At 69.5% G+C, this 12,130-nt stretch carries 7 protein-coding genes; 1 reads left to right on the top strand and 6 read right to left on the bottom strand.

Annotation, left to right across the window (positions count from 1 at the left end; all coding sequences use genetic code 11):
* Positions 1–10: 10 nt before the first annotated feature.
* From VAB18032_RS13600 to VAB18032_RS13575, 6 genes are all read right to left on the bottom strand, one after another.
* The gene (locus tag VAB18032_RS13600) at positions 11–2,404 is read right to left on the bottom strand and encodes an RICIN domain-containing protein (RefSeq protein ID WP_013733425.1); all 2,394 of its coding nucleotides are present in this window, start codon (positions 2,402–2,404) and stop codon (positions 11–13) included.
* Between the two features lie 77 nt (positions 2,405–2,481).
* Positions 2,482–3,333: a sugar phosphate isomerase/epimerase family protein gene (locus tag VAB18032_RS13595; RefSeq protein WP_013733424.1), complete on the bottom strand. Its 852-nt coding sequence runs from the start codon at positions 3,331–3,333 to the stop codon at positions 2,482–2,484.
* 5 nt (positions 3,334–3,338) lie between these two features.
* The gene (locus tag VAB18032_RS13590) at positions 3,339–4,523 is read right to left on the bottom strand and encodes a substrate-binding domain-containing protein (RefSeq protein WP_013733423.1); all 1,185 of its coding nucleotides are present in this window, start codon (positions 4,521–4,523) and stop codon (positions 3,339–3,341) included.
* 13 nt (positions 4,524–4,536) lie between these two features.
* Positions 4,537–5,520 carry an ABC transporter permease gene (locus tag VAB18032_RS13585; protein WP_013733422.1) on the bottom strand — a complete coding sequence of 328 codons (984 nt, stop codon included), beginning with the start codon at positions 5,518–5,520 and terminating at the stop codon, positions 4,537–4,539.
* Entirely contained in the window at positions 5,517–6,491 is a 975-nt protein-coding gene (locus VAB18032_RS13580) for an ABC transporter permease (RefSeq protein ID WP_013733421.1), read from the bottom strand. The genes VAB18032_RS13585 and VAB18032_RS13580 overlap by 4 nt, the downstream gene beginning before the upstream one ends.
* A complete protein-coding gene (locus tag VAB18032_RS13575) occupies positions 6,488–7,999 on the bottom strand; it encodes a sugar ABC transporter ATP-binding protein (RefSeq protein ID WP_013733420.1) in 1,512 nt (503 codons plus the stop codon). Before VAB18032_RS13575 ends, VAB18032_RS13580 begins: the two co-directional genes overlap by 4 nt.
* Positions 8,000–8,542: 543 nt before the next feature.
* Here VAB18032_RS13575 and VAB18032_RS13570 point away from each other — a divergent pair.
* Positions 8,543–12,106, top strand: coding sequence for a ThuA domain-containing protein (locus tag VAB18032_RS13570; RefSeq protein ID WP_013733419.1), 3,564 nt, complete (start codon positions 8,543–8,545; stop codon positions 12,104–12,106).
* The last annotated feature ends 24 nt before the right edge of the window (positions 12,107–12,130 follow it).

The raw sequence follows: 12,130 nt of genomic DNA, 5'->3' as shown, positions 1-12,130 counted from the left end.
CACGCGGGGATCAGCTGCGCAGGGACCACTGCTGGTTGGTGCCGCCGTGGCAGGCCCAGAGGTGGACCTTTGTGCCGTTGGCGGTGCCGTATCCGCTGGCGTCGAGACAGAGCCCGGACGCGACACCGGTGATGGTGCCGTTGCTGTTGACGTTCCACTGCTGGTTGGTCTGACCGTTGCAGTCCCAGATGATCGCCAGGGTGCCGTTGGCGGTGCCCTGACCGGAGGCGTCGAGGCACTTGTTGCCGTACACCATCAGTTGCTTGCCGGCGGTGTACGTCCACCGCTGGTTGGTGCCGCCGTGGCAGTCCCAGAGCTGCGCCTGGGTGCCGTTGGTGGTGCTCGACCCACCGATCTCCAGGCAGCGGCCGGACTGCCCACCGACGATCTGCACGCTCTGCGGGGTGCCGCCGCCCTGCGGTCCGGCGGCGGCCATCACGGCCTGGGCGCCCGAGGGCCAGTTGCCGCCCGTCACCGTCACGTTGCCGGAGACGACGTTGCCCCGGTCGCCGTTCGTCACGTTGGTGCTGCCGTTTGTCGACCAGTTGTTGGTGACGGTGAAGTTGCCCATGTTCTCGGCGTACCAGTAGTTGGCCGTGGCCCACGTGCCGGTCGAGGAGAAGACGTTGTTGCGGGCGGTGAAGAAGCGTGAGCCCTCGTCGAAGTAGAGCCCGAAGTGGCCGTTGGTCCGCAGGCAGTAGTTGTCGCTGATCAGTGCGCCCGGGTTCGCCGACAGGGTGTAGATGCAGCCGCCGTCGTTCATCTGCTGCATGACGTCGTGCACGTAGTTGCCGATCAGCCGGTTGTTGGCCGCCGTGGTGGCGGTGGTGTAGCGCGGCTGGTAGTTGTACAGGCCCCGGTCGGCGTAGTGGTTGCTGCCGCCGGCGTCGTTGGAGCCCCAGCCGTAGCCGATGGACATGCCGGTGTACGGCATGTTGTAGACCTCGTTGTACGAGATGGTGGCGTTGGTGACGTACGTGGTCAGCACCGAGACGATGCCCCGGTACTCGATGCCCAGGTCGTGCAGCCGGTTGTTGCTGATGGTGATGTCCCGGTTGACCATCCGCTGGTCGCTCGGGTGGTGGGCGTCGGCCCGTACGCCGCCGACGACGATGCCCCCGGCCGCGTTGCGGGCGATCTCGGATCGGGTGACGGTGATGTTGCTGGCCCCGAGGCCGACCCCGCTGGCGTGGGCGTTGGCGTCGTTGCCGATGCCGATGGCCGTCTGACCGAGGTTGACGAACGCGGAGTCGGTGAAGGTGATGTTGTCGGCGGCGGAGATCTGCACGGCGGCCGGCATCTGCTGCCAGTTCGGTCGGGTCGCCTCGAACTGCGAGCAGCCGTTGTGGCACGAACTGAAGGCCGGCCAGTTCCAGTTGCCGTAGATGTACGCGCCGGTCTGCTGATCCACGTAGCCCTGGTTGCTGCTGGCGCCCAGCCAACTCGTGCCGGTGAAGGTGATCCCGGAGAACGTCACGTGGTGCGCGGGCGCGGCGTACGTGCCGCCGAGCTGGAGCAGGGACTGCAGCGTCGGCAACTCCACCCGGGCGGTGCTCATGTTCTGCCCGGCGAGCGGGATGTAGGACAGCGCGCCGCTGCCCGGATCCAGATACCACTCCCCCGGCGAGTCCAGGAACTCGTAGGCGTTGCTCAGGTAGAGCGGGCCGGGCCGGTGCGGGCTGGTGAAGGTGTCGTACCCGAAGTTGTTGTTGCTCCAGCCCGGCTGCTGCATCCGGATCTGGTTGCCGCTGATGCTCTGCACCGACACGTACCGGTCGGTGAAGGAGTTGACGCTCTCCATCTGGATGCGGCTCTGGTTGGCCAGGTTGTTCAGGTAACTCAACGCGCTGCTGGTGAACCGCATGCCGGTGCTGTCGGCGGTGAAGTCGGCCCGGTTGACCTGGGTACGGGCCCGGGTGGCGACGGCACCGTCGACATAGAGTTGCCGGCTGTCCAGCCCGGCGCCGACGTTGGCGCGCCAGATGTTGCGGCCGGCGTCGACCAGCGACCAGCCGGTGACCGCCCGCGCGCCACTGATCACGGGTCGGGCCGACGGTGCCGCCTGCCACAGCACCCGGTAGCCGTTGGTGCCGGAGTCGGCGGCGGTGAACCGCAGTGGCGACGACAGCCGGTACACCCCGTCGGCGAGTTGCACGACGATGTCGCCGGACATCGAGCTGTTCAGCGCCCGTACCGCGGTCTGCGCGGCGGTCAACGAGCACGGCTGGGCGGCGCTGCAACTGCTGCCGCTACCGGACGGGGATGCGTACAGGGTGGTGGTGGCCGCGAGGGCGGGTGCGGCGGAGGCGGCCACGACGGTGGCGGTGACCGCGCCGGTGAGCGTCACCGCCGCGATCGCGGCCAGCACCCGTCCGGGTGCGGCCGACAAGGGAGGTACGGACACAGAGGTCTCCTTACCTGGGACGGGAGTGTGGTGGGTGGGGGTGCGTGCTCAGGGCTGCACGGGATGTCGCTGGCAGGTCAGCCGAGGATTCCGCGCAGGTGGGCCAGGCCGTCGAGGGCGAGCCGGTCCGGTGAGGGAGCCAACGGTCGCCAGATCGAGGCGGCGGTGGCGATCGTGTCGTTGTCCGGGGTGAACGACTCGATGCAGACCGCGCCCCGGTATCCGGTCGTGGTCAGCACGGCGAGGAACCGGGGCCAGTCCAGGTGGTCGGCGCCGGGAGCACCCCGGTTGGTGCCGCTGACCTGCACGTGCTTGATGTGCGAGCCGGCGACGGCGAGCGCAGCGTACGGGTCGGCCTCCTCGATGTTCATGTGGTACGTGTCGATCATGAGACCGACGTTCGGCGGCAGACCGTCGATCAGGTCCAACGTCTGCTCGATGGTGTTGACCACGCTCGTCTCGTAGCGGTTGAGCGCCTCCACGCCGATGGCCACACCCCGCTCCCCGGCGTAGTCGGCGACCGGCGTCAGCGCCCGACGGAAGTCGGCGTAGCAGGCGGCGCGCTCGGCCACGCTCATCCGCCAGGTCCGGCCCACCGAGGCGTAGACCGGCCCGCCGACGGTCGGCGCGCCGACGGCCACCGCAGCGTCCACACAGCCCCGCAGGTACGCCCGGGTCGCCTCGACCACCTCCGGGGTGGCGTCGACCAGGTCCCGACCGGGCGGGGTGACCGCGCAGACGCCGGCGGCGGTCAGGCCGTGGGCCGTGAGCAGGTCCCGGGTCCGTGCCGGATCCCAGTCCCCGGGCTGCTCGATCGGCAACTCCACCGCGTCGAAGCCGAACCGGGCGATCCGGGGCACCAGGTCGGCGAGGGCCGCGTCGTCGACCGGTGAGGCCCACACCCACGGGTTGACGCCGATCTCGTACATCGGGCCTACTTCCAGCGCTGGGGGTATCCGGGCAGGTCGGTGCAGCCGCACATCGCGTAGTGCAGCGGCGGCATGTCCGCATCCAGGTAGCTGTCGAGGTTGTCCTGCGTGATCGTCGGCTGGGGCAGCTTCCACGGGCTGGACACCTGCTGGCCGTCGAGGATGCGCAGCGCCGCGATGATCGGGGTGCGCCACTGGTAGGTCGGGTAGGTCGGCGCGATCGCGGTGAGACCGGCCTCCTTCCACACCTTCAGGAAGTCGAGCTGGTCCTCGCCGTTGATCGGGGGCACCGGCTTGCCGGCGTCCTGGAACGCCTCGACCGCCGCGACCGCGACCGCCCCGGCGTCCATCCAGACGCCGTCGATGGTGCCGTACCGCTGGAGGTAGTCGTCGACGATCTTCTTGGTCTTGGCCGGGTCACCGTCGGTGAACTCGACCCCGACGACGTCGACGCCCGCCTTGTCGAAGGCGACCTTCGCGGCGGACCAGCGGGTCTCCAGCACGTCCACGCCGGGCAGGATGCGCAGGGCGAGCAGCTTGCCGCCGGGCTTCATCCGCTGGCTGACGAACTCCGCGCCGACATGACCGAAGCCGTACCCGCCGATGGGGTTGATGAAGGTCACCGGGCAGTCGGTGTCGACGCCACGGTCGAAGACGATCACGGGCAGACCGGTCTGGCAGGCCGCTTCCACGGCAGGGGTGAGGGTGGCGGTGGTGTTCGGCGAGACGATCAGGGCGTCGCAGTCCTTGCCGAGCAGGTCGTTGATGTCGGCGATCTGCTTCTGGTCCTTGCCCTCGGCCTCGACGTGCACGAACTCCTTGATCCGGTCGCCCTGCGCCGCCACCTCGGCCTGCATGGTCTTGTAACCGACCTGCCGCCACGGGTTGTTCAACGCCGCGTTGGAGAAACAGATCTTGTACGGGCCGGCCTTCTTGAACTTCGTGGTGTCCACAAGCGTGGGGTTGAGCGCCTGCTCCCACGGCTTGTCCGCCGGCCCGGTGGCGGTGGCGTCGAGCAGTGCCAACTCGTTGTCGTAGTCGGCCTGGTCGAAGAACTTCGACTGCTCGCCGGTGCCGGCGCCGGCAGGTGCGGACTCGGTGCTCGATCCGGTGGCCACCGGCGTGTCCGTGGCGCAGCCGGCGAGCGTCAACAAGGTCACCGCGGCGACCGCGGCCAGGCAACGTTTCATGAGGCAATCCCCTTTATCTGGATGAGAAACGCCGGGCCGAGACCGCCACGGCGAGCAGGATGATGGCGCCTTGCACGCTCGGTCTGAGCGCGCCGGAGACGCCGTAGAAATTCATCAACGCGAAGAGCAGTTCGAGGGTCAGCGCGCCGAGCATCGCGCCGACGACCGAGCCTCGGCCGCCGCCCAGGGCGACCCCGCCGAGGACGACCGCGGTGATGGCACCGAACTCCAGGCCCGCGCCGGCCTGGAAGGAGACGCCGCCGTAGCCGCCGATCAGGATCGCCGCGACCGCCGCGGCGAGGCCACTGAGGACGAAGGCGATGGTGCGGGTCCGCCACACCCGCACCCCGCTCAGCTGTGCGGTCCGCGGGTTGTCGCCGACGGCGACCAGGGTCCGACCGAAGTCGGAGCGCATCAGCAGCACCGCGGCCACCGCGAGGACCAGCAGGACCAGCAGCGCGTACGGCAGCCGACCGAGCACCGGTACGTCCTCGACGGCCCGGCGACCGAGTTGGCGGAACTGGTCGGTGAGGCCGCCCTTGGGTGCGCCGTCGGACCAGAGGTAGACCGCGCCGACGAGGATCAGGAACATGCCGAGGGTGGTGACGAACGAGGGCACCCGCAGCCGGGTGGTGATCAGGCCGTTGACCAGGCCGACGAGCGCACCTCCGGCGAGCAGCACCAGCACCACCGGCCAGGTCCGCGACGGGTCGCTGTCGATGAGCCGGGCGGCGACCACCACCTGCGCGGTGACCAGGGAGCCGACGGACAGGTCGAACTCCCCGGAGACGATCACGAAGTACTGACCGGCGGCGAGCAGGATGATCGGCGCCGAGCGGCCGAGGAACGACATCAGCGACGGCGGGCTGAGGAAGTCGGGTTGGCGGGCGGCGACGAGGGCCAGGAGCACCACCAGCACCGCGAGGATCGGCAGGATCCCACCGGCGTTGCCCCGCCGCAGCGGTGCGAGGCGGCGCGAGACGGTCTGTGCGGTCACCGGTCCGCCTTCCGCAGGGCCCGACGGGCGTAGACGGCCACGGCGGCGATGATGATCACGCCTCGGACGACCTGCTTGGCGAAGGCGTCCACCGCGAGCTGGTTGAAGATGGCGTCGATGCCGGCGAGCAGCAGCACGCCGCCGACGGTGCCGACGACCCCGCCCCGGCCGCCGGCGAGGGCGGTGCCGCCGATCACCACCGCGGCGATCGATTCCAGGTCGTAGAGGCCCTCGGTGCCGACCCGGGGAGCGCCGGAGCCGAGGCGGCTGGCGAGGTAGATCCCGGCGAGCCCGGCGCACAGGGAGCAGAGCACGTGGGCGGTCACCCGTACCCGGTCGTTGCGGACACCGGAGAGCCGGGCCACCTCCGGGTCACCGCCGACGGCGATCAGGTGGTGACCGAACCGGGTCCGCGACAGCAGGAACCAGCAGGCCCCGGCGACCGCGAGCAGCAGCAGGAAGGACAGCGGTACGGGCCCGACCCGCTGGTAGCCGAGGGTCTGCACGAGGGCCGGGGCGGTGCTGCCGGCCGGGCCGTCGTACCTGCTGTCGAGATAGCCCTTGAGCAGCAGCCCGACACCGAGGGTGGCGATGAACGGGTTGATCTGACCGGTGGTGACGAGCAACCCGTTGAACAGCCCGATGCCGGCGCTGACGAGCAGGGCGAGGCCGATCGCGGGCAGCAGCGCCGCGTCGCTGCCGTTCATCGTCTCGGCCGCGACGAGGGTGCTGAGGCTGACCACGTACGCCACCGAGAGGTCCAGTGAGCCGCCGAGGATGACCAGGGTCTGGCCGACCGCGACGAACCCGAGCCCGGCGGCGACGTGCAGCAGACTCACCGTCGTCGACTGGTTGAACAGTTGGCCGCCGTCGATCGCGACGACCAGCCAGCCGATGGCGAGGGTGAGGCCCAGGGCCACGAACACGCCCGGCACCGGTCGGCGGGCGGGCAGCAGGGGCAGGGCGCTCACGCGGCCGTCTCCCGTACCGTGCCGACGGCGAGCGCGACGACGTCCTCCTCGGTGGCGCCGGCCGACAGTTCACCGGCGATCCGCCCGTCGCGCATGACGATCATGCGGTCGCTCATGCCGAGCAGTTCGGGCAGGTCCGACGAGATCATCAGTACCGCCGCGCCGTCGCGGGCGAGTCGGCGCACCAGGTCGTGGATCGCCGACTTGGCACCCACGTCGATGCCCCGGGTGGGTTCGTCGAAGAGCAGGATCCGCGGGTTCACGGCGAGCCAGCGGGCCAGCACCACCTTCTGCTGGTTGCCGCCGGACAGGTACCGGATCTCCTGCTGGTCACCGGCGCTGCGGACCTCGACGGCGGCGAGCAGTTCCCGGACCCGTACGGTGCGGGCGGCGCGGCCGGAGCGGAGGGCGAAGACGGCGCGGCTGGCCAGCAGCGCGTTGTCCAGTACGGACTGGCGGGCGACGATCCCCTCGCCCTTGCGGTCCTCGCTGACGTAGGCGACCCCGGCCCGCATCGCGGTACGCGGGGAACGCAGGCGGGTCGGGGTGCCGTCGACGACGACCTCGCCGGCGGTGAACGGTGCCACCCCGAACAGGGCCCGGGCCAGGGCGGAGCGCCCGGAGCCCTGGAGGCCGCCGACGCCGAGCACCTCTCCCGCGCGCAACGTCAGGTCGATGTCGCGCAGCTTGCGGTTGCCGCCCGCGCGGACGGTGAGCCGGACCTCGCCGATGTCCTGCGGGGCGGCTCGCGGCGGGTAGTAGTGGGACAGTTCCCGCCCGACCATGTGCCGGACCAGCTCGTCGGCGGTGGTGTCGGCGGTGGGCACGGTGGTCACCCGTCGGCCGTCCTTGAGCACGGTGATCCGGCTGGACAGGTCGAAGACCTCGGTGAGCCGGTGCGAGACGTAGAGGATGCCGATGCCCTGCTCCTGAAGGCGGCGTACCAGGCGGTAGAGCAGGGCCACCTCGTGGTCGGCCAGCGCGGCGGTGGGTTCGTCCATGATGATCAGTCGCGCGTCGAGGGCGAGCGCCTTGACGATCTCGACGACCTGTTGCTGGGCGACGCTGAGGCGTCCGACCGGCGCGTCGGCGGGCAGGGCCGTCTCGCCGATCGAGTCCAGCAGACGTCGGGTGGAGGCGAGCATCTGACGCCGGTCGACCAGGCCGCGGCGTACCGGCTCGTGGCCCAGGTAGACGTTCTCGGCGACGGTGCGCTCCGGCAGCAGGTTGAACTCCTGGTGGATGATGCCGACGCCGGACCGCTGGGCGTCGCGTGGGCTGCCGAACACCTGCGGCTGCCCGGCCAGGGTGATGGTGCCGGCGTCCGGGGCGTACCCGCCGGAGACGATCTTCATCATGGTGGACTTGCCGGCGCCGTTCTCGCCGACGACCGCGTGCACCTCGCCGGCCGCGACGTCGAGGTCGACCTCGTGCAGGACACCGACGCCGAAGAAGGACTTGCTGATGCCCCGCAGGGCGAGCAGGGCACCGGAGTGTCCGTCTGGCATCGTCGAAATCCCTTACGGATAGTAGTCAGAATCGAGGTGCATCGGCGGCGCACAGAGCACTTCCGCGTCGGCGACCCGCCCGTTTTCGTCGCCGAGCACGGCACTTCCTGTGGTCGTGCTCAAACTTTCGCTTGACACAACCGAAACATCACACGTATGAAGATAGATGTTCGGGTATGAGTTCGCAATCCCCCACCTGGCAGCGGCTTTCGATCATCTCACCGCCCAGGTGAGCGTCCATACGGGCACCTTCAGGACGCGCGCTACCGCACCACACCGCTCCAGATGTTGTCGTTAACATCAACGACTTCCCATATATAGAGCTTCCGGCCCCGGCCCTCCCGACCACGGGACGGCAACCGATCCGGCATGACGCTGCGTGACCGCCGGCCGTGCGACCGGGCGACGCCAGGCACGACGACGCGACCAGGCTCGCGCCCACCGCACGGCACCCTGCGCCGTGCCCGGACCGGTGACCGGCTCCGTGGTCGCACCACAGTTGCCCCGCCCCACCCCGCACCGCACCGCCACAGAGGAGACGGAATGCGTCGTAAGACAACAATCATCGGTGTGACCCTGGGTCTGTTACTGGCGCTCGCGCTGGTCAACCCGGCGTCGGCGGCGCCCGCCTTCCGGGCGCTGCTGTTCACCAAGACCACCGGCTACCGGCACGACTCGATCCCCGCCGGGGTGTCGATGTTCCAGCAGCAGGCGGCAGCCGACAACTTCGAGCTCGTGCACAGTGAGGACTCGAGCGTCTTCACCCCGGCCAACCTGGCCACCTTCGACGTCCTCATCATGTTCCAGACCTCCGGCATGGTCTGGACCTCGGCCGCCCAACGCCAGGCGGTGGAGGGCTACCTCGCCTCGGGCAAGGGAATCGTCGCCATCCACAACGCCACCGACATGGGCATCGAGGGCGAATACCCGTGGTGGGACCAGACCATCAACGCCGGCGCGCACATGCCCGAGCACTCCCCCGGCGTGCTGCCCGGCACCGCGATCGTGGCCGACAGGAAGCACCCGTCCACAGCCAGCCTGCCGGATCGCTGGAACCGCAGCGAGGAGTGGTACAACTTCGACAAGAACCCCCGCGGCGACGTGCACGTGCTGGTGACCGCCGACGAACGGACGTACAACCCCGGTTCCCGGGCGATGGGCCCGGATCACCCGATCTCCTGGTGCCGCAGCGTCGGCGGCGGTCGGGTCTGGGCCACGGCCATGGGTCACGCCATCGCGTCCTACAGCGAGACCCACTTCCGCAACCACGTCCTCGGTGGCGTCAAGTGGGCCGCCGGCAACCAGCCCGGCGACTGCGGTGGCACCGTCTGGGGCAACTTCGAGAAGCGCACCCTCGACGACAACACCGTCGACCCGATGGCGCTGGCGGTGGCACCCGACGGCCGGGTGCTCTACGTGCAACGCGGCGGCCAGGTCAAGATCTTCAAGCCGAGTACGAACAGCACCGTCACCGCCGGCACGCTGAGCGTCTACACCGGTGGCGAGGACGGACTCACCGGGCTGGCCCTGGACCCGAACTTCGCCAGCAACGGGTACGTCTACCTGTACCACTCACCGGCGAGCAGCAGCACGGACGTCAACCGGGTGTCCCGCTACACGTTGACCGGTGACACGCTCAACATGTCCAGCGGTGTCACCATCATCGACATCCCGGCGTACCGGGACCGGACCTACCCGGAGCCCGGCCACACCGGCGGGTACATCGACTTCGGTCCGGACGGCAACCTCTACATCGGCACCGGCGACGACGTGGCACCGAACCTCGACCCCAACTGGCAGGGCTACGCCCCGCTGGACTGGCGGTCGGGCAAGCACATGCTCGACGCCGCCCGTACCGCCGGCAACACCAACGACCTGCGTGGCAAGCTGCTGCGGATCCGGCCCTCGGCCGGCGGCGGCTACACCATCCCGTCGGGCAACCTCTACCCGCAGGGCACCGCGCAGACCCGCCCGGAGATCTACGCGATGGGTTTCCGCAACCCCTTCCGCTTCTCCATCGATCCGGCCAACGGCTGGGTCTACCTGGCCGACTACGGGCCCGACCGCAATCCCCCGACGACCAACCGCGGCCCCGAAGGTCTCGTCGAACTCAATGTGATCAAGGCACCGGGGAACTACGGCTGGCCGTTCTGCCACGGCGACAACCAGCCGTACGCGCCGTACAACCCGGACACCGGTGCGGTGGGCGCCAAGTTCAACTGCGCGGCGCCGGTGAACAACTCGCCCAACAACACCGGCCTGACCAGCCTGCGGCCGGTGGTCGCGCCCAACATCTGGTACGGCTACGGCACCTCGCAGACCTTCCCCGAACTGGGCTCCGGCGGCTCCGCCCCGATGGGTGGACCGGTCTACCGGTACAACGCGGCGAACCCGTCGGCGACCAAGTTCCCGCCCTACTACGACGGCGTGCACTTCTTCTACGAGTGGTCCCGCAACTACATCAAGGAGGTGCACTTCGACTCCGCCACGGCGGTCACCCGCACCAACCCGTTCCTGCCGACCACCCGGTTCAACAAGCCGATGGACATGGAGTTCGGCCCGGACGGTTCGCTGTATCTGCTGGAGTGGGGCACCAACTTCGGCGGCGGCAACAGCGACTCGGGTCTCTACCGGATCGACTACATCCAGGGCGGACGTACCCCGATCGCGAAGGCGAGCGGGACGCCGACCAGCGGCAACGCCCCGCTGACCGTGCAGTTCTCCAGTGCCGGGTCGATGGACCCCGATCCGGGCGACACGCTCAGCTACCAGTGGACCTTCGGTGACGGCACCACCTCGACGGCGGCCAACCCGTCCAAGGTCTACACCAGCAACGGCAACTACACGGCCCAGTTGAAGGTGACCGACAGTTCGGGCAAGAGCGGCTTCGCCAACGTCCAGATCACCGTCGGCAACACCGCCCCGGTGGTCACCATCACCACCCCGGCCAACGGAGGCATGCTTACCTTCGGCGACCGGGTCTCGTACCAGATCTCCGTCTCCGACCCGGGTGGCGCGGCGATCGACTGCTCCAAGGTGTTCCTCAATCCCGCGCTCGGGCACGACGACCACGCCCACGAGACCACCGACTATCCCGGCTGCTCGGGCACGATCCCGACCGACCTGCTCGGCGGGCACCCCGACGGCGCCAACCTGTTCTACGTGCTCAACGCCCGCTACACCGACAACGGCGGGGCGGGTGGCGCGGCGCCGCTCACCGGTCACGCGCAGGTGATCCTCCAACCCAAGCACAAGCAGGCCGAGTACTACAGCAGCCAGTCCGGCACCCGGGTCGTCGAGCAGGCCGGCGCGCAGAGCGGCAAGCGCATCGGGGACATCTCCAACAACGACTGGGTGGCGTTCACCCCGATGAGCCTGTCGGGGATCAACACGGTCAGCTACCGGCTGTCGTCGCCGTCGGGCGGCGGCACGATCGAACTGCGGGCCGGCTCACCCACCGGCACGCTGCTGGCCACCACGCCGGTGCCCGCCACCGGCGGCTGGGACAACTACCAGTCCACGCCGCCGGTGAACGTCACCGCCCTGGCCGGGACCCACACCCTGTATCTGGTGTTCAAGGGCAGCGGCAACAACTGGTTCGACCTCGACTCGCACACCTTCGGTGGCCCCGGGGTCGGCACCGGCGGCCCGGTCACCCCTCCTCCCGGTGACGGGGTGGCGGGCCGGACCTGGACGCTTACCGCGCAGCACAGCGGCAAGCTGATGGACGTCAACGGTGTCTCCACCGCCGACGGCGCGCAGATCCATCAGTGGGCGTCCACCGGCGGCAACAACCAGAAGTGGCAGGCCGTCGACGCCGGTAATGGCGCGGTCTACCTGAAGGCGGTGCACAGTGGCAAGTGCGCCGAGGTGATCGGCGGCTCCACCACAGCGGGGGCCTTCCTCCAGCAGGCCACCTGCAACAACAGCAACCAACAGAAGTTCACCGCCACCCCGACCGGCACCTCCGGGGTCTACACGGTGAAGAGTGTGCCGAGCGGGCTCTGCCTGGACGTCAACTCCGCCGCCACCACCGACGGAGCCCGACTGTTGCAGTGGACCTGCCACGGTGGCACCAACCAGCAGTGGCGGTTCAGCCAGGCCTGACCGGCCACAGCTGACCAGTGACAC

Source organism: Micromonospora maris AB-18-032 (assembly GCF_000204155.1).
Lineage (GTDB): Bacteria > Actinomycetota > Actinomycetes > Mycobacteriales > Micromonosporaceae > Micromonospora > Micromonospora gifhornensis.
This window is presented reverse-complemented; position numbering and strand designations above follow the sequence as displayed.

What these genes read in the sequence shown, in the direction of transcription:
- VAB18032_RS13570 (WP_013733419.1), top strand. Translation starts at nt 8,543, where the DNA reads ATGCGTCGTAAGACAACAATCATCGGTGTGACCCTGGGTCTGTTACTG.
- VAB18032_RS13575 (WP_013733420.1), bottom strand. Translation starts at nt 7,999, where the DNA reads ATGCCAGACGGACACTCCGGTGCCCTGCTCGCCCTGCGGGGCATCAGC.
- VAB18032_RS13590 (WP_013733423.1), bottom strand. Translation starts at nt 4,523, where the DNA reads ATGAAACGTTGCCTGGCCGCGGTCGCCGCGGTGACCTTGTTGACGCTC.
- VAB18032_RS13595 (WP_013733424.1), bottom strand. Translation starts at nt 3,333, where the DNA reads ATGTACGAGATCGGCGTCAACCCGTGGGTGTGGGCCTCACCGGTCGAC.